17 protein-coding genes and 1 pseudogene are annotated in these 16,989 nt (G+C 71.9%); 11 read left to right on the forward strand and 7 right to left on the reverse strand.

Going from position 1 to position 16,989, the window contains the following annotated elements; translation table 11 throughout:
- Window positions 1–19 precede the first annotated feature (19 nt).
- The 3 genes from ACZZ0J_RS12900 (at window position 20) to ACZZ0J_RS12910 (ending at window position 3,874) form a co-directional block, all read left to right on the forward strand.
- Entirely contained in the window at window positions 20–1,411 is a 1,392-nt protein-coding gene (locus ACZZ0J_RS12900; RefSeq protein WP_123339283.1) for an MFS transporter, read from the forward strand.
- Window positions 1,408–3,114 carry a dihydroxyacetone kinase family protein gene (locus tag ACZZ0J_RS12905; RefSeq protein WP_463437221.1) on the forward strand — a complete coding sequence of 569 codons (1,707 nt, stop codon included), beginning with the start codon at window positions 1,408–1,410 and terminating at the stop codon, window positions 3,112–3,114. The genes ACZZ0J_RS12900 and ACZZ0J_RS12905 overlap by 4 nt, the downstream gene beginning before the upstream one ends.
- A 178-nt stretch (window positions 3,115–3,292) precedes the next feature.
- Entirely contained in the window at window positions 3,293–3,874 is a 582-nt protein-coding gene (locus ACZZ0J_RS12910; protein WP_463437222.1) for a triose-phosphate isomerase family protein, read from the forward strand.
- On the opposite strand, the gene ACZZ0J_RS12915 is transcribed toward ACZZ0J_RS12910, so the two are convergent.
- The 5 genes from ACZZ0J_RS12915 to ACZZ0J_RS12935 all read right to left on the reverse strand — a co-directional run bounded on the left by ACZZ0J_RS12915 (window position 3,871) and on the right by ACZZ0J_RS12935 (window position 8,897).
- Window positions 3,871–4,545, reverse strand: coding sequence for a response regulator (locus ACZZ0J_RS12915; protein ID WP_463437223.1), 675 nt, complete (start codon window positions 4,543–4,545; stop codon window positions 3,871–3,873). The two genes, ACZZ0J_RS12910 and ACZZ0J_RS12915, sit on opposite strands and share 4 nt — an antisense overlap.
- A complete protein-coding gene (locus ACZZ0J_RS12920; protein WP_463437224.1) occupies window positions 4,442–5,752 on the reverse strand; it encodes a sensor histidine kinase in 1,311 nt (436 codons plus the stop codon). Before ACZZ0J_RS12920 ends, ACZZ0J_RS12915 begins: the two co-directional genes overlap by 104 nt.
- Before the next feature lie 250 nt (window positions 5,753–6,002).
- Window positions 6,003–6,689: an SDR family NAD(P)-dependent oxidoreductase gene (locus ACZZ0J_RS12925; RefSeq protein WP_463437225.1), complete on the reverse strand. Its 687-nt coding sequence runs from the start codon at window positions 6,687–6,689 to the stop codon at window positions 6,003–6,005.
- A 43-nt stretch (window positions 6,690–6,732) separates the two neighbouring features.
- The gene (locus ACZZ0J_RS12930) at window positions 6,733–7,383 is read right to left on the reverse strand and encodes a helix-turn-helix domain-containing protein (protein ID WP_307860834.1); all 651 of its coding nucleotides are present in this window, start codon (window positions 7,381–7,383) and stop codon (window positions 6,733–6,735) included.
- A complete protein-coding gene (locus tag ACZZ0J_RS12935; RefSeq protein WP_463437226.1) occupies window positions 7,380–8,897 on the reverse strand; it encodes an APC family permease in 1,518 nt (505 codons plus the stop codon). The genes ACZZ0J_RS12930 and ACZZ0J_RS12935 overlap by 4 nt, the downstream gene beginning before the upstream one ends.
- 219 nt (window positions 8,898–9,116) lie before the next feature.
- On the opposite strand from ACZZ0J_RS12935, the gene ACZZ0J_RS12940 reads away from it, so the two are divergent.
- From ACZZ0J_RS12940 to ACZZ0J_RS12975, 8 genes and pseudogenes are all read left to right on the forward strand, one after another.
- The gene (locus ACZZ0J_RS12940; protein ID WP_111083738.1) at window positions 9,117–10,610 is read left to right on the forward strand and encodes an APC family permease; all 1,494 of its coding nucleotides are present in this window, start codon (window positions 9,117–9,119) and stop codon (window positions 10,608–10,610) included.
- An 80-nt stretch (window positions 10,611–10,690) separates the two neighbouring features.
- A pseudogene (locus ACZZ0J_RS12945) lies at window positions 10,691–11,236 on the forward strand (primary-amine oxidase); the annotation flags it as partial.
- Entirely contained in the window at window positions 11,224–12,720 is a 1,497-nt protein-coding gene (locus tag ACZZ0J_RS12950) for a copper amine oxidase (protein ID WP_463437227.1), read from the forward strand. The pseudogene ACZZ0J_RS12945 and the gene ACZZ0J_RS12950, both read left to right, overlap by 13 nt.
- Window position 12,721: 1 nt before the next feature.
- A complete protein-coding gene (locus ACZZ0J_RS12955; protein WP_463437228.1) occupies window positions 12,722–13,312 on the forward strand; it encodes a hypothetical protein in 591 nt (196 codons plus the stop codon).
- A 118-nt stretch (window positions 13,313–13,430) separates the two neighbouring features.
- A complete protein-coding gene (locus tag ACZZ0J_RS12960) occupies window positions 13,431–13,613 on the forward strand; it encodes a hypothetical protein (RefSeq protein ID WP_123292879.1) in 183 nt (60 codons plus the stop codon).
- An 18-nt stretch (window positions 13,614–13,631) separates the two neighbouring features.
- Entirely contained in the window at window positions 13,632–14,168 is a 537-nt protein-coding gene (locus ACZZ0J_RS12965) for a MarR family winged helix-turn-helix transcriptional regulator (RefSeq protein WP_123671273.1), read from the forward strand.
- 151 nt (window positions 14,169–14,319) lie between these two features.
- A complete protein-coding gene (locus ACZZ0J_RS12970; RefSeq protein ID WP_463437229.1) occupies window positions 14,320–14,583 on the forward strand; it encodes a TetR/AcrR family transcriptional regulator in 264 nt (87 codons plus the stop codon).
- Between the two features lie 17 nt (window positions 14,584–14,600).
- Window positions 14,601–14,933, forward strand: a complete 333-nt coding sequence (locus tag ACZZ0J_RS12975; RefSeq protein ID WP_463437230.1) for a TetR family transcriptional regulator C-terminal domain-containing protein — start codon at window positions 14,601–14,603, stop codon at window positions 14,931–14,933.
- A 135-nt stretch (window positions 14,934–15,068) separates the two neighbouring features.
- Here the strand turns inward: ACZZ0J_RS12975 and ACZZ0J_RS12980 are convergent, their stop codons facing one another.
- Together ACZZ0J_RS12980 and ACZZ0J_RS12985 are read right to left on the reverse strand one after the other, a co-directional pair.
- Window positions 15,069–16,205, reverse strand: coding sequence for a Gfo/Idh/MocA family protein (locus tag ACZZ0J_RS12980; RefSeq protein ID WP_463437231.1), 1,137 nt, complete (start codon window positions 16,203–16,205; stop codon window positions 15,069–15,071).
- Window positions 16,181–16,981 carry a sugar phosphate isomerase/epimerase family protein gene (locus ACZZ0J_RS12985; RefSeq protein WP_194647185.1) on the reverse strand — a complete coding sequence of 267 codons (801 nt, stop codon included), beginning with the start codon at window positions 16,979–16,981 and terminating at the stop codon, window positions 16,181–16,183. Before ACZZ0J_RS12985 ends, ACZZ0J_RS12980 begins: the two co-directional genes overlap by 25 nt.
- Window positions 16,982–16,989 lie beyond the last annotated feature (8 nt).

The following is a 16,989-nucleotide window of genomic DNA, read 5'->3' on the forward strand; positions in this document are numbered from 1 at the left end:
CTCGCAAAGGAGCGAACCCGTGTCACTTCCCCCTGCCCCCGCGCTCGGGTCGACGAACGACCCCGGCCTCAAGTCCGCCATCGGCAAGGCGACGAAGCACCTCATGCCGATGCTCGTCATCCTGTACTTCGTCGCGTTCCTCGACCGCACCAACGTCGGGTTCGCCGAAGAGGCCCTGAGCGTCGACCGCGGCATCTCCGACGCGGCCTTCGCGCTCGGCGCCGGCATCTTCTTCATCGGCTACGCGATCTTCGAGATCCCGTCGAACCTGCTGCTCAAGCGCTTCGGCGCCCGGTTCTGGCTCGCCCGCATCGCGGTCACGTGGGGCATCGTCGCCGCGCTGTTCGCCTTCACGACGAACGACACGATGTTCATCGTCCTGCGCTTCATCCTCGGTGTGACCGAGGCCGGGCTGTTCCCCGGCGTGATCATGTACCTGTCGGAGTGGTTCCCGAACAAGGTGCGCGTGCGGATGTTCGCGATCTTCTACCTGGCGCAGCCGTTCTCGCAGATGATCGGCGCCCCGTTGTCCGGCGGACTGCTGAGCTTCGGCGACCAGGCGACCCCGTTCCACGGGTGGCAGGTCATGTTCTTCGGCGAGGGGATCCTCGCGGTGCTCGCCGGCATCGCGGCCCTGGTGTTCCTGACGAACAGTCCGCAGCAGGCGAAGTGGCTCGAGCCGGGCGAGAAGCAGTCGCTCACGGCGGCGATGGCGCGCGAGGACACCGCCCGCAGCGCGGACGGTCCGACCGGCATCTGGAAGGCCATGGCGAGCGGCCGCGTCTGGTACTTCACGATCATCTACTTCTGCCTGCAGGTCGCCGTGTACGGCACGACGTTCTACCTGCCGCAGCAGGTCTCCTCGCTGCTCGGGCAGGACGTCGGGTGGCAGGTCGGCCTGGTGACCGCGATCCCGTGGCTCGTCGGACTCGTCGCCTGCTACCTGGTCGGCTCGAAGGCGGACTCGGTCGGTCGCCGCCGTCGCTGGGGCACCATGTTCTACATCACGACCGGGCTGTCGATCCTCGGGTCGGCGTGGGCCGGTGCGAACGGGCAACCGATCCTGGGCATCGTCTTCATCACGCTGGCGGTCGCGAGCTTCCTGGCCGTCGGCCCGATCACGTGGGCGTACCCGACGGCGTTCCTCACCGGGGCAGCCGCCGCGGCGGGCATCGGCCTGATCAACTCGCTCGGCAACCTCGGCGGGTTCGTCGCCCCGATCATGCGCACGGCGATCAACGAGGTGGTGCCGACCGACAGCGGTGCGTTCGGGATCGTCTCGCTCGGGGTCCTGGCGTTCGTCGCGGCCGTGATGATCTTCTGCACGAAGTTCTTCCGGGGGTCGAAGGCGGATGATCTCCTCGACACCTCGCATGTCCGCACCACGACGTCGAAGGAGACGAACGCGTGACCAGACTGTTCAACGACCCGGCGGACTTCGCCGACGAGGCGACCGACGGCTTCGTCGCCGCGAACGGACGATGGGTGCGGAAGGTGCACGGCGGCGTCGCCCGCGCCACCACCAGCCCCGAGGGCACGGTCGCCGTGGTGATCGGTGGCGGCTCCGGCCACTACCCGGCGTTCGGTGGCCTCGTCGGGCCGGGCCTGGCAGCCGGTGCCGCGATGGGCAACCTGTTCGCCAGTCCCAGCGCCCAGCAGGTGGCCGGGGTCGCACGGGCCGCCGAGCACGGCGGCGGCGTGCTGCTGAGCTACGGCAACTACGCCGGTGACGTCCTGAACTTCGACGCCGCGGCCCGCACACTCGAGGCCGACGGCATCCCGGTCCGCACGGTCCGGGTCACCGACGACGTGGTGAGTGCGCCCGCGGACCGCCCGCAGGAACGGCGTGGCATCGCAGGCGACCTCTGCGTCTTCAAGGTCGCCGGTGCCGCCGCCGAGCAGGGCCGCAGCCTCGACGAGGTCACGGCCGTCGCCGAGCGCGCCAACGACCGCACGCGGTCGTTCGGTGTCGCGTTCTCCGGGTGCTCGCTGCCCGGCGCCGACGAACCCCTGTTCACGGTGCCCGAGGGGCGGATGGCCATCGGCATGGGCATCCACGGCGAACGCGGGATCGACGAGACCGACGTGCCCACCGCGGACGGCCTGGCGTCGCTGCTGGTGACCCGACTGCTCGACGAGCTGCCGGAGAGCGTGACACCCGACGGCGCGCGCGTCGTCCCGATCCTCAACGGGCTGGGCAGCGTCAAGTACGAGGAGCTCTTCGTCGTCTACCGCTCGGTGCAGCAGCGGCTGGCCGACGCCGGGGTCGTCATCGTCGAGCCCGAGGTCGGGGAACTCGTCACGAGCTTCGACATGGCCGGCGTCTCGCTCACCCTGTTCTGGCTCGACGCCGAACTCGAGGAACTCTGGGCAGCGCCCGCGGACACCCCCGCGTACCGCAAGGGCGGTGCCGTCCCACAGGAGCGTGTCGATCCCTCCACCGTGGAGGCGGACGCCGAGGGCGTCGCCATCGGCGCGGCGAGCGACGACTCGCGCGCAGTCGGCGAGCAGGCCGCGGCCGGCTTCGCCGCCGTCCGCGCGCTCCTCGACGAGCACGCCGACGAGCTCGGACGCATCGACGCCGTCGCGGGTGACGGCGACCACGGCATCGGCATGCAGCGCGGCGCGCACGCCGCAGCGGCCGCAGCCAGCCACGCAGTAACCTCCGGCGCAGGTGTCGGTTCCGTCCTGCGGGTCGCCGCAGACGCGTGGTCCGACAAGGCCGGTGGCACGTCCGGTGCGATCTGGGGAGCCGCCCTGGAGGCACTGGGTCGCGTCCTCGGGGACGACGAGCGTCCGTCAGCCGCCACGGTCCAGAGCGCGGTGCACGCCGCCACCGAGGCCGTCCTCGCGTTCGGCGCGACCGTCGGCGACAAGACCATGGTCGACGCGCTCGTGCCGTTCGACGAGGTGCTGCGCACCCGGGTCGACGCTGGAGCGTCGCTCGCGGACGCCTGGGCCGACGCCGTCAGCGCCGCCCGCGAGGCCGCCGACGCCACCGCGTCGCTCGTGCCGAAGATGGGCCGCGCACGCACCCACGCCGAGCAGGCCGTCGGCACACCGGACCCCGGTGCGGTGTCGTTCGCGCTCATCGTGGAGACCCTCGCACCGTGATCACCATCGGGGTGTCGCTGAAGACGTACTTCTCGCACGCCCGGACCCTGGAGTGGGCCGCGGCCGCCGCGGAGATCGCCCGGCGGCACCCCGCGACCCGGTCGGGAGCGGCCTCGCTGTTCGTGGCGCCGACGTTCCCGGCGCTCGTGCCCGTGCGCGATGTGCTCTCCGGGTCGGGGTGCTCCTCGCCGCGCAGGACCTGTCGTGGGCCGACGAAGGAGCGTTCACCGGCGAGGTCTCCGGCGCCGAACTGCGGGAGATCGGGGTCGACCTGGTCGAGATCGGGCACGCCGAACGACGCTCCCTGTTCCACGAGGACGACGCGACCGTCACCGCGAAGGTGCACGCGGCCTTCCGCAACCACCTGCGTCCGCTCCTCTGTGTCGGAGAGACGACCCGAGCCTCCCCGTCGGGTGCAGCGGAAGCGGTGGCGGAGGTGACCGCGCAGCTCGACCGTGGTGTCTCGACGGCCGTCGCGGACGGTCTGGCCGGGGCGATGACCGTCGCCTACGAGCCGGTGTGGGCGATCGGTGCGCCCGCGCCGGCGCCGGACGACCACATCGTGGCGGTGCTCGCGGGGATCGAGCATCACCTTGCCACGCGACCCGAGCTGCGCGGGAGCACCGTGCTGTACGAGGGCAGCGCCGGGCCGGGGCTGCTCACGCGAGGTGCAGGGCGGATCAGCGGGCTGTTCCTCGGTCGGTTCGCGCACGACCCGGCTGCGGTCGAGGCGATCCTCGACGAGGTCGCAGCGGCCTAGGACGCGTCGCGGGTGCCCGCCAGTCCGTGGTCGTGCGCGTAGACCACGAGCTGCACGCGGTCCCGCAGCGAGAGCTTGCCGAGGATGCTCGAGATCTGGGTCTTCACGGTCGACTCGGTGACGTACTCCTTCGTCGCGATCTCGGCGTTCGAGAGCCCGCGGGACGCCCAGCCGAACACCACCCGCTCACGCTCGGTCAGCGCCTGGAACTCGGGCGGCTGCGGCGCCGGTGCCCTCGCGACGTCGGCCCCGAACAGCTGCGCGAGGTCGTTCGGGGCGATCACCGAGCTGCCCTCGTGCACCGCCCGGACCGCCGCGAACAGGAACGTCGGGGTGGCGTCCTTGAGCAGGAAGCCGCTCGCGCCGAGTCGGATCGCGGTCGCGGCAGCGGGGTCGAGGCCGAACGTGGTGAGCACGACGACGCGGGGGAGCGGGCCCTCGACGGCGCCGGAGAACAGCTGCCGGACGGTCTCGACGCCGTCCATCCCGGCCATCCGCATGTCGAGCAGCATGACGTCGGGTCGGAGTTCCTGGATGCGGGCGAGGGCCTCGGCGCCGTCCGCGGCCTCACCCACCACCTGCATGTCCTCCTGCGCGTCGAGCACCACGCGCAGACCGGCGCGGAACAGCGCCTGGTCGTCGGTGAGCAGGATCCTGATCGGTTCGGTCATCGGACGGGTCCCCTTGGACGTCGAACGGGATGCGGGCGCGTGCGGCGAACACGTCGTCCAGCGCGGCGGCGTCGAACGACCCGCCGAGTGCGGTGAGGCGGGTGTGCATGCCGTCGATGCCGCGGCCGGAGCCCCCGGTGGTGCCGTCGCCGACGACGTTCTCGACCTCGAGCACGACGTCGGCGCTCCGCCAGGTCTCACGGACCACGACGGGCAGCCCCGGGGCACCGTGCCGGAGCGCGTTGGTGAGCATCTCCTGCAGCACGCGCCGGGCTGCCGTGCCGGTGTCCGGGCGGAGCGGGACGGGGACACCGCGCACCGTGCGGTCGACGTCGACCCCGGCGTCGCGGATGCCCTGCACGATCTCCTCGAGCGAGCCGGGATCGGTCGTCGACCCCGACCCGTCGATGTGCCCGAGGACCTGGCGGACCTCGACCAGCGAGCTGCGGGCGGTGCTCGCGATGGTCGCGCTGACCTCGCGGACACGGGCCTCGTCGGCCAGGAACGGCACGGAGTCCGCCTGCGCGATGATCACCGCGAGTGAGTGGCCGACGACGTCGTGGACGTCGCGGGCGATGTCCGCGCGGATGCGCTCCGACTCCGCGACGTCGATGGCGCGGGTGGCGGTCGCCTCGGCCTCGGTGGCCACCGCCTCGGCGCGCGATGCGGCCGCCTCGGCGTCGGCACGGCGGACGGACTCGCGGTCGCGCGACCGGAACGCACGGACGGCGACCCCGCCGGCCCACACCCCGAGGAGCGCGGCGACCGGTGCGGCCATCGCGAGGAACGCCTGGTCGCGGGGGCCGTTGAGCAGCACCAGGTACCGGAAGCCGGTGACGGCGAGGTAGAACGTCGCGCCGACGCCCGCGACGAGCGCGAGCACTCCGGAGAGGATGACCTCGGTCCGGGTCCCGACGACGGCCGCGGTGCCGATGACGACGAAGATGGCGAGGTCGACGAGTGACGGGCGCTCGCCGCCGCCGACCTGGATGATCCCGAGGACGACCACCATGAGCATCGCCGCCGACGGGGACACCCGACGGAGCGCGATCGCGCCGGCGGCAGCGAGCACGGCGAAGAAGCTCGCGTGCTCGAGCTCGACCTCGAGCGGCAGCAGGAAGACCAACGCCGCCAGGACCGCCCACGCCACGTCGACGACGATCGAACGGGTGGCGAGCGGCCGGATGAACGTGCGCCGGTCCGTCACGGCTCGATCATCGCATGCCGCCCACGCCGGGCAGCGCGGACCGACGTCACGCGCCCGGGGTCATGGCGGCGAGGGCGATGACGGTCGTGGCGACGATCGCGGCGCAGAGCAGCAGCGTGGCGATCGTGTGTTTCGTCGAGGACTCCATGTCACCAGACTCGCGGTCCGGAGTCGCCGGGGCATCGGGCGCAGGAGCGAAGCGCTTCGTCCCTGCGGGTGAAGCGAGGGGCGAGCACCGGGTACTCGGGGATCAGACCACGACGGATCCCCGCTGGCGGTGCGCGATCGAGACGGACTCGCCGGACACCGCGTTCAGCGGCGACGACAGGAACGCGATGAGGTCGGCGATCTGCTGCGGGGTCGAGTCGCCGGGGCCTCCCGGCCGGACCTCGGCGGACGGGTTGTCCGTCACGGTCCCGGGGTTGACGACGTTCACCGTGACCCCGGTACCCGCCACGTCGTCGGCCAGGTTCTTCGCGATGACGCTCACCGCCGTGTTCCGGAGCGACGCCGTGATGTTGCCGGAGAAGTAGGCGTTCTGCCCGCTCACGACGACCACGCGGCCGAATCCGGCCTCGCGCTGGGCGGGGAGCACGGCGTTCGCGACGCGGAGGAACCCGAGCGCCTTGCCGTCGATCGCGTCGAGGACCTGCTCGGGGTCGGACTTCCGGGCCGGGTCGAGGGTGCTCGCGCTCGGGGCAGCGGTCACGACCAGCACGTCGATGCGCCCGTGCCGCTCGAGGACGGTGGCGATGCCGGCGTCCACCGACTCCTGCGAGGCGGTGTCGATCGACACGCCGCTGTCGGAGTCCTCGGCCGTGCGGGACGCGACGACGACGGTCGCCCCCTCGGCCCGGAGGCGGTCGGCGACGGCGGCACCGATGTACCCCTTGCCTCCGACGACGAGTGCGACACGGTTCTTGAGTTCGAGGTCCACGCGCCCACGCTATGCCGGGACCGCACCGCTGTCCGCGAGCCGGTCAGCCGAGCAGCGGCTCGAGCCGCGTCACCGCCCGGCGCAGGTGCACCAACGCGTCACCCGGCGACGACACCCGGGCCGCCGGCGCGGACAGGGTCAGCCCCGCCACGAGCTCGCCGCGCTCGCCGCGGACCGGGAGCGCCAGGCACCCGAAACCCGCCGTGAACGCCCCCACCTGGTGGACCGGTCCGAGACCCCCTTCGGCGTGCAACCGCCCCATCGCACTCGACCCGGGTGTGGCCCGGAGCGCGGCTTCGTCGAGCAGCGGGAAGTCCGGGTCGACGTCGATGTCGCGCACACCGGCGGCGTCGTAGCGCGCCAGGTGCACGCCCGCGCGCACGGCGGAGCGGACGTCGGCGAGCACCGACCGCACGGCCCGGGGCAGCGGTGCGAGTGCCGGAGCCGGCGACACCCCGGCCAGGTCGGCGACCTTGTGGCCGAGGGCGAAACCGCGCAGGTCCGGCAACCGGACGAGGTACTCGTCCTCGACGAGCAGGGTGATGAGCCGGTACGTGGTGGCCCGCGGCATCCCGAGGGCGTCCGAGATCTGCTGGGCGGTGACGCCCGGTCCCGCGTGCGCGGCGGCCTCCAGCACCGCGAGGGCGTTCTGGATCGCCTTCGGCTGCCGCGCGCGGAGTCCGGGTTCGCTCACCGCACCTCCGCCTGGTGGCCGGTTCCGGCGGACGGACGGGAGGCCCCCAGCAGGTCCGCCTCGACCGGCACGTCGTACACGGCGCGGCTCCGACCCCGCCGCCAGGGTCGCCGACGCGTGGCCACCAGGAACGCGACCACCACCGCGGCGACCGTCCCGACGGCGAGGGCGACTGCCGGCCAACGGGACGACGCGGCCTCGACCCCGAGGTAGGTGAGCAGGACGGCGGTGAGCAGGACCCCGGTCGTGACGGCGACCACCGCGACCCCCACCGTCAGCTCGCCGATGCGCCGCAGGAACACCGGGGCCGCGAAGCACGTCAGGGCGTACGCGGCGATGTACCCGAGGGCGGCGACGACGAGCTCGGCCTCCATCAGCGTCCACGTCGGGATCCCGCTCGCCAGGCCCAGGACCGGCAGCACCGTGAGCACGCCGCACGCGACCGCGCCGGCCACGAACGGGGTCCGGAAGCGTGGCGACGCCCGGCCGAGCACCCGGGGCAGGACCCCCTCGCGGCCCATCGCGAACAGGACCCGCACGAGCGCCGTGGTCGAGGCGATCGCGCACGCCGCGAACGACGCCGCGATCCCGAGGTCGAGCGCCCACCCGATCCACTGCATGCCGAAGGCGTTCGCCAGCTCGTTCACGGGTGAGGCGCTCGACGCCAGGTCGGCGCCCACGGCGGCGAACCCCATCTGCTGGGCCGCAGCGCTGACCACGTAGAGCACGCCGGCGACGAGGACGGTCCACGAGATCGCGCGGGGGATCGCCTGGAACGGGCGCCGGGCCTCCACACCGAGCACCGACGCGCTCTCGAACCCGACGAACGCGGTCACGGCGAGGGCGGTGCCGACCGCGAACGACGCCGGCTGCGTCGGCCCGAGGGCGACGGCGGAGACGTCGGCCGGGTGCAGGCGCGCGACCAGCGCGACGATCAGGACCACGATGACCGCCACCGACAGTGACTCGACGAGCAACGTCAGCCGGGTCGACAACCGGACCCCGAGCGCGATCACCGCGAAGACGGCCGCGCCCATCACCAGCACCACGACGATCGTGACCAGGGCGTCGTCGCCGGCGGCCGGCACGAAGCGGGACAGCAGGTAGTCGAGGTAGTAGCCGCTGCCGGTGAGCGAGAACATCGCGATGAAGCCGTACCCGAGCAGCAGGGCGGCGCCCGCGACGACCTCGGCGACCGGGCCGAGCCCGAGCGAGACGTAGGTGTAGAGCGACCCGGTGCCGGCGACGCGTCGGACGAACTGGTTCACCGTCCGCCCGACCAGGAACGACAGCGCCATCGCCGCCAGGAGCGACCACGTGGCACCCTGCCCCGCGACCGTCGCGACGAGGACCGGGATCGTGGTCGCGGCAGCGGACGGTGCCACGGCCGACACCGACTGCGCGAGGACGTCGACCGGGCCGATGCTCCTCCGCGACAACCCGTCGACGGGGGAGCGCGTGCCGACGCCGGGCACCCGGGGCGGGTCGGCGATGGCTCGGTCGAGCGCGGTCATGCGGCAACCGTAGGGCTGCGCCGTTGCGCCCGTGTCTCGGTGGTGTTTCGGCGGCGTCTCACGCAAATGAGACGCCTCCGACGAGCACGTCCCATTCGGCGGCGACAGGGCTTCACGCCGGTGGAACGGCACCGCAACGGCGGCACGGGACCGTGGTCACACCCAGCACCACCACCTGCGATCCCCACCCACCCCGTTCCACCCACCCGGAAGGCCACGATGTCCAGCATCACGAAGGACCCCGCGTCACTCGGAGCCGCGCCCGCGCCGCAGCGGACCATGCGCGGCTCGCTCGGCGTCACCGCGATCGTGTTCATGGTCGTCGCGGCCGCCGCCCCGCTCACCGTCGTCGGCGGAGCCGCCCCGCTCGGCATGCTGCTCGGCAACGGCGTCGGGTTCCCGTCGCTGTACGCCGCGTCGGCCGTCGTGCTGCTGCTGTTCTCGGTGGGCCTGGCGGCGATGACCCGGCACGTGCCGCGGCCCGGCGCGTTCTTCACGTTCGTCGGGCACGGGCTCGGTCGGCCGGCCGGCGCGGGAGCCGCCACGCTGGCGCTCCTGACGTACACGACCATCCAGGTCAGCGTGCACGGCTACATCGGATACCTGCTCGGCGTCACCGTCACGGGTCTCGGCGGACCGGACATCCCCTGGTACGTCTGGTCCCTGGTCGTCGTGGCCCTGGTCGGGATGCTCGGCTACCGGCACATCGACCTGTCGAGCAAGGTGCTCGGTGTGATGCTCGTCGGTGAGGTCGGCATCGTGCTCGTCCTGGTCGCGGCGATCGTGTTCCGCGGCGGGGCCGACGGCCTGTCCCTCGCACCGTTCGAGCCGACGCAGATCATGTCCGGGTCGCCCGGCGTCGGGCTGATGTTCGCCATCGCCGCGTTCATCGGGTTCGAGGCCACCGCGATCTTCCGCGACGAGGCGAAGGACCCGGAGCGGACCATCCCCCGTGCGACCTACACGGCCGTGATCGGCATCGGTGTCTTCTACACACTCGCGTCGTGGGGGCTCGTGATGGCCTGGGGCCCCGACGGCATCCTCGCCGAGGTCGCGAAGGACCCCGGATCACTCATCCTCACCACCGCCGCGCAGTACATCGGCAGCGCCGGGGAAGCCGTGCTCAACGTGCTGCTGCTGACGAGCATGTTCGCCTGCGTCCTGTCGTTCCACAACGTCATCACCCGGTACCAGCACTCGATGGCGAACGCGTCGCTGCTGCCCGGCCGGCTCGGCGACGTGCACCGGAAGCACGCGTCGCCGCACACCTCGAGCCTGGTGCAGACCGTCACCGCCGCCGTGCTGATGGTGCTGTTCGCGGTGCTCGGCCTCGACCCGGTGCTGCAGGTGTTCAGCTGGTTCGCCGGTGTCGCCACCCTGGGCGTCGCGATCCTGATGGCCGCGACGAGCCTGGCCGTCATCGTGTACTTCCGCCGCAACCCCGGGGACCGGCGGGTCTGGAACACCATCGTCGCGCCCGTCCTCGGGTTCCTCGGACTCGTCGCCGCCGCCGTCCTGATCTGGGTGAACTTCCCGACGCTCGTCGGCGACGTCGACGCCTCGGGCGCGAGCGTCTTCGGCGTCGTGAGCATCGTGCTCACCGGACTGGTCGTGGTCGTCCCCGTCATCGGCGTGGTGCAGGCGGTGGTGCTGCGACGCCGCAGTCGGAGCCGCTACGAGCAGATGCTCGACCGGCTCGCCACCGAGAGCTGACCCGCCGGGCGCACCACGCGCCTCCCGGCCGAACCGACCTGACCCCACGCACGACGCAACGCGCAAGGAGCACCACGCACATGACGATCACCGACCCGACCACCGACACCCAGACCACCACGCACCCGCTCGGCAGCCTGACGCCCGACGAGTTCACCGCCGTGCGCGACCTCGTCACGGCGCAGCCGGACTGGACCGACACCACCCGCTTCGCCTACGTCGGCCTCGAGGAGCCGCACAAGCAGGAGGTCCTGGCGTGGCAGGCCGGCGACGGCCCCCTGCCGGACCGCACGGCCCGGGTGATGCTGCTCGACATGGCGACCGGTCGCTCCACCGACCGCGTCGTGTCGATCACCACCGGCACGGTCCTGCGGACCGACGTGCTCGACGGGTCCCGCGGACAGCTGCCCGTCCTGATCGAGGAGTTCGACGCCGTCGGCGAGATCGCGAACGCGGACGAGCGCTGGGTCGCCGCCCTGGCGAAGCGCGGCCTGTCCGCCGACGAGGTCAAGTGCGTGCCGCTGTCCGCCGGGTACTACGACTACCCGGAGGAGGTCGGTCGGCGCATCCTGCGCGTGCTCGCCTTCAAGCAGGACCACCCGGCCGACCACGTGTGGGCGCACCCCGTCGACGGCCTGTCGGCGTACGTCGACGCGGCGAACCGGGCCGTCACGCGGATCGTGGACGTGGCGGACATGCCCGTTCCGACCACCTCGGGGAACTTCGACGACCCCGCGATGCAGGGCGAACCGCTCGACCTCAAGCCGATCGTCATCACCCAGCCCGAGGGCCGTCGTTCCGCGTCGACGGCGAGTTCGTCGAGTGGGCGAACTGGCGGTTCCAGGTCGGCTTCGACGCCCGCGAGGGACTCGTGCTCCGCCAGCTCTCGTGGCAGGACGGCGAGCGGCTGCGCCCGATCGTGTACCGGGCCTCGATCGACGAGATGCTCGTGCCGTACGGCGACCCGTCTCCGGTGCGGTTCTGGCAGAACTACTTCGACACCGGCGAGTACCTGTTCGGTCGGTTCACGAACTCGCTCGAGCTCGGCCGCGACTGCGTCGGCGAGATCCAGTACTTCGACGCCGTCCTGGCCGACGAGCTCGGCAACCCGCAGACCATCCGCAACGGCATCTGCATGCACGAGGAGGACTTCGGCACGCTCTGGAAGCACGGCGACATCTACACCGGTTCGCAGGAGGTCCGTCGGTCCCGGCGCCTGGTGATCTCGTTCTTCACCACCGTCGGCAACTACGACTACGGCTTCTACTGGTACCTGTACCTGGACGGCACGATCGAGTGCGAGGCGAAGCTCACCGGCGTGCTCTTCACCAGCTCGTACCCGGGGCGCTCCGTCGACGGCGGGGACTACCCGTACGCCTCCGAGGTGGCCCCGGGCCTCGGTGCCCCGTACCACCAGCACCTGTTCTCGGCACGGCTCGACATGATGGTCGACGGACTGTCGAACGCCGTGGACGAGGTCGATGCCGTGCGGGTGCCGGTCGGACCGGGCAACGAGCACGGCAACGCGTTCACGAAGTCGGTGACCCGGATCGCGTCGGAGTCGTCGTCCGGCCGTCTCGCCGACGCGTCCAAGGCACGCACGTGGTTCGTCTCGAACACCGAGGAGCGCAACCACCTCGACCGCGCCACCGGCTACGTGCTGTACCCGCAGGACGCCCCCGTGCTGCTCGCCGACGACTCGTCCTCGGTTGCCGCCCGTGCCGAGTTCGCCCGCAAGCACCTGTACGTCACGCAGTACGACCCGGCGGAGCGCTTCGCCGCCGGCGACTTCGTGCACCAGAACCCCGGCGGCGACGGGGTCGCCCGGTACGTCGAGGGGGACCGTCCGCTCGACGGCGAGGACATCGTGCTCTGGCACACCTTCGGCCCGACGCACTTCCCGCGGCCCGAGGACTGGCCCGTCATGCCGGTCGACTACGCCAAGTTCACGCTCAAGCCGTACGGGTTCTTCCCGCGGAACCCGGCGCTGAACGTGCCGGCGGCCATCGGGGCGTCCGCCGGGTCGCACTGCTCGCACCACGTCTCCGGCGCCGTCGGGGCCGCACACGACGCAGCCGAGCACCAGCACGACCACGGGCACGGACACTGACGTGACCGACCTGCTCGGGCTCGCCGCGATCGTGCCGGCGTCCGCCGGGGCCTGCTGCACGGTCGGGGCGTGGCGCCCCGGCCGTGCGGTCGACGTGGTGGCGGCAGTGGTGATGGTGGCCGCGATGGTGGACGGGGCCTTCGGTCCGCGCGTGCTGCCCGGGGTGCTCTGGTTCGTGGTGCTCGCGCTGCTCGCCGTGGTGGTCGCGGCGGTGCACCGGGTGCAGAGTGCGTCCGGTGCGTCCGGTTCGGACGGGAGGCCCGGGTCGGCTCCGGCGGTCCGGGGCACCTCGGCGCACGGTCGGTTCGGGCGACTGCACGCGGCGCTCGGTCTGCTGGTGATGGGGGCGCTCGGGGTCGGCATGGCGCACGACCCCGGCATGACCGGCATGGCGGGTGTCGGCATGCACGGACACGGCGGTGCGGTCGCGGTCACGTGGCAGGTCGTCCTCGGCGGCCTGACCACCGGCTACCTGCTGCTCACCGCCCACATGGTGCGGGACGGCATCCGGCGTCGGACCCGCGCGCTCCCCGTCGTCGAGACGCTCGCCATGGGGATCGCGGTGACGGTGATGGCCGCGGCGATGATCTGAACCGGTTCGGCGCGCGAAACGTACAGTTTGCGAATCGTTCGTTGCGGAAAACGTTCACGTCGTGAAAGAGTTCGAGCGTCCGCAGGGGACGAACGGCCGCAGAAGGGCGGGATCAGACATGCACAGCACGTACTCCGGGATGCCACGGGCGGCACGGATCGGTGGCAGCCACACCCGCATCGGTCTGACCGACCCGGCCGTCATCGACGCCTACGTCGAGCGCCGCATCGAGGACCCGTCGCTCCTCGCCGGTCGCGCCGAGCCGGCGTACGCCGACTTCTTCACCGTCCCCGCCGCGTAGCAAGGAGCGCATGATCACATGCCGTTGACCGTCGTCCGTCGAGAGCACGTCCACCTCTACGCCCACGAGCCCCGATCCGAGGCTGCGAAGACCGCCGTCGACGCGCTGCTGCGCCTCCAGCATGCCGAAGAGCAGCAGATCGAGTCCGCACGCATCGAGAGCGGGCTGAGCAAGAACGAGTCCCTGGCGATCCGGTACATGCTCCAGGCCCACCGCGACGGCCGCACCATGGGCCCCAAGGACCTCGCCGTCATGCTGACCGTGTCGAACGCCTCGGTCACGAAGCTCGTGGACGCGCTCGTCGACAAGGAACTCCTCGTCCGCACCGCGCACCCCACCGACCGTCGCGCGCAGGTCCTCGAACCCACCGACCTGGCCGCCGAGAAGATCGATGCCTCGTACGCCCGCTTCCACGAGGCTGTGGTCGGGGTCCTCGACCACCTGTCCGACGCCGACAACGCCGTGCTCGCAGAGTCGCTGACCAGGATCGTCGACGCGCTCGCCGACGGTGAGCCGACGCCGGTCGACGAGTACACCGTCGACGACCAGGGCTGACGAGCCCGGGGCTGGCGCGACCGGCCCGACGCGACCGGCCCGACGCGACCGAGGCGGTCGACGCGAGCACCCGTCGACGGGAGGCGCGGTACCGGATCGCTGCGGGCCTCCAGACGGTGGCGGAAAAACCTTCCAGCGGTAAGTTGGGTGCATGACGCACCCCGCCGACGACGACGCGGCCCCGCCGCGACGCGGCGGGTACCGCAAGGGAGCCGAGCGCCGGACCCAGATCCTCGACGAGATGATCCGCATGGTCGCGGAACAGGGCGTCGACGCATCGTCGCTGCGGTCCGTGGCCGAGGCCCTCGGGATCACCCACGCGGCGCTCCGCCACTACTTCCCCAGCCGTGACGAACTGCTGCTCGCCGTCTACCGCGAGCACGAGGTGCGCGAGCAGGGGCGCCCGACCGGTTGAAGTCGGCGATCGGGGACATGCGCGACAGTGCCTCGCGCAACCGTGCGGTGCCGGGCCTGGTGCAGCTCTACACGACGCTCGCGGCCGACGCCGTGCAGGAGGGCCACCCGGCGACCCGTGACTTCATGCGGGAGCGGTTCACGCGGCTCCGGGCCGACCTGGCCGCGTTGATCGCGGCGGACCAGGCAGCGGGGCGGATCCGCAGCGACCTGGACCCGGTCGACCTCGCCTCGCTGAGCATCGCGGCGTCCGACGGGCTGCAGGTGCAGTGGTTGCTCGACCCCGAGGCGGTCGACGGCGAGAAGGTGCTGCGGTTGCTCGAGCAGATCGTGCCGGCGCCGCCGGAGTGAGCGTGGCGCGTGGCGCGTGCGCGTGCGGCGCGTGCGTGGCGCGTGCGCTTCGTGAGCAGAAATGGTCGGGTCCCCGTTCGGGACCCGACCATTTCTGCTCACCAGGTGCGGCGCGGTGCGCGACGCACGACGTGACTACGCGTTCGCGACCTCGGCGAGGACCGCGGCGGCGGGGTCGAAGTCCTCGGGGAGCGGCTGGATCGGGTCGATCGACGAGGTGATCTCGACGGACTGACCCGACTCGGCGGCGTCGCGGATGCCGAGCATGACGTCCAGCGCGTGCGACGCGACGGCACCGGAGGCGCGCTCCGGGCGGCCCTCGGCGATCGCGCGGGCCAGCTCGACGACACCCGTGCCACGGCCCCAGGTGGAGCCCTTGTGCTCGAGCGTGGTCGGCTCGTCCTTGCCGAGCGTCCACAGCGTGCTGTCGCCGTCGAAGACGTTCGGGTCCGGCAGCACGATGGTGCCCTCGGAGCCGTTGATCTCGACGAAGCCGTTGCGGGGCAGCGCGTGCTGGAACGACAGGGTCGTCTGGGCCGACTGGCCGCCCTCGAACGAGATGAGCGCTGCGTGGTGCGTGGGCACCTCGACGGCGAACTCGGTGCCGGCGCGGGGGCCGGAGCCGATCACACGCGTCTCGCGGGACTTCGACGACACGGCCTGCACGCGCGAGGCGGCACCGAAGGCGTGCAGGAGCGTCGTGACGTAGTACGGGCCGATGTCGAACAGCGGACCGGCGCCCTGGGCGTACAGGAACTCGGGGTCCGGGTGCCACTGGTCCGGTCCGGGCACGTGGAACATCGTCGTCGCGGTGAGCGGCGTGCCGATGTCGCCGCGGGCGATGGCGCGGATGGCGGTCTGGATGCCGGCACCGAGGACGGTGTCGGGCGCGCAGGCGTAGCGGACACCGGCGGCCGCAGCGGCTGCCAGCAGCTCCTGCGCGTCCGAGGCGTTCGTCGCGACCGGCTTCTCGCTCCAGGTGTGCTTGCCGGCAGCGATGATCTGCTGGCCGACCTTGGCGTGCTCGGCGGGGATCGTGATGTTCACCACGATCTGGATGTCGTCGCGGGCGAGGAGCTCCTCGACCGTGCCGGACGCGGGCACGCCGTACTTCTCGGCCTGGGACGCGGCGCGCTCGAGGATGAGGTCGGCGACCATCAGGACCTCGACGTCGGCGAACTGGGTCAGGTTCGTCAGGTACTGGTCCGAGATGTTCCCCGCACCGATGATGCCGACTCCGATGCGGCTCACTTGTCGTTGTCCTTCAGCCATGCGAGGGACTCGGTGATGCCCTGGAAGACGTCGCCGGAGTAGGCGTCGAACTCGACGACGCGGATGGCCTGCGGCGCCGCGGCGAGGATGCCCGCCACATTCACGTCGCCCTGGCCCGCGGGGGTCTGGTTCTCGAACGCACGCTGCAGCGCCTCGGGCACGACGAGCGCGCTCTCCGACGAGGGCAGTGCGGTGAGGATGTCACCGTCGACCTTGCCGTCCTTGACGTGGATGGCGACGACGCGGTCGCCGAGTGCCCGCAGGACGGCGGGGGCGTCGGCGCCGCCGACGGTGGCCCAGAAGGTGTCGAGCTCGAGCACCGTCTCCGGGCTGATCTGCTCGACGAAGTGGTCGTAGACCGTGCGACCGTCGACCTTGTTCGTGAACTCCCACTGGTGGTTGTGGTAGCCGAACTTCAGGCCGCGCGAGGCTGCCTCGGCGGTCAGGACGTTGACGCGCTCGGCGATCTTCGCGACGTCGTCGGCGGTCTGCCAGCGGTCGGTCGGGATGAACGGGTCGATGACCGTCTGGATGCCGAGGCGCTCGGCGGCGTCCCAGATCGGCGCGGTGTCCTCGGCGTCGATCACGGCGACGTGGCCGGACGGTGCCGTGAGGCCGGTCGCGGCGAAGGCACGCTCGAGGTCCGTGGCACGCTCGACGAACGCGTAGGGCTCGACGTTCTCGTACCCGATCTCGGCGACGCGGGCGATGGCCTTGTCGAGGTCTTCGGCGATGGCGTCTCGCAGCGAGTACAGCTGCACAGAAGTGGTGGGCATTGCAGAGG

Source organism: Curtobacterium sp. AC272 (assembly GCF_979258155.1).

Bases quoted from the DNA above. Each gene is read 5' to 3' on its own strand.
- ACZZ0J_RS12915 (WP_463437223.1), bottom strand. From the start codon at position 4,545: ATGACCGAACCGATCAGGATCCTGCTCACCGACGACCAGGCGCTGTTC.
- ACZZ0J_RS12935 (WP_463437226.1), bottom strand. From the start codon at position 8,897: ATGACCGCGCTCGACCGAGCCATCGCCGACCCGCCCCGGGTGCCCGGC.
- ACZZ0J_RS12940 (WP_111083738.1), top strand. From the start codon at position 9,117: ATGTCCAGCATCACGAAGGACCCCGCGTCACTCGGAGCCGCGCCCGCG.
- ACZZ0J_RS12960 (WP_123292879.1), top strand. From the start codon at position 13,431: ATGCACAGCACGTACTCCGGGATGCCACGGGCGGCACGGATCGGTGGC.
- ACZZ0J_RS12965 (WP_123671273.1), top strand. From the start codon at position 13,632: ATGCCGTTGACCGTCGTCCGTCGAGAGCACGTCCACCTCTACGCCCAC.
- ACZZ0J_RS12970 (WP_463437229.1), top strand. From the start codon at position 14,320: ATGACGCACCCCGCCGACGACGACGCGGCCCCGCCGCGACGCGGCGGG.
- ACZZ0J_RS12975 (WP_463437230.1), top strand. From the start codon at position 14,601: ATGCGCGACAGTGCCTCGCGCAACCGTGCGGTGCCGGGCCTGGTGCAG.
- ACZZ0J_RS12980 (WP_463437231.1), bottom strand. From the start codon at position 16,205: ATGGCTGAAGGACAACGACAAGTGAGCCGCATCGGAGTCGGCATCATC.
- ACZZ0J_RS12985 (WP_194647185.1), bottom strand. From the start codon at position 16,981: ATGCCCACCACTTCTGTGCAGCTGTACTCGCTGCGAGACGCCATCGCC.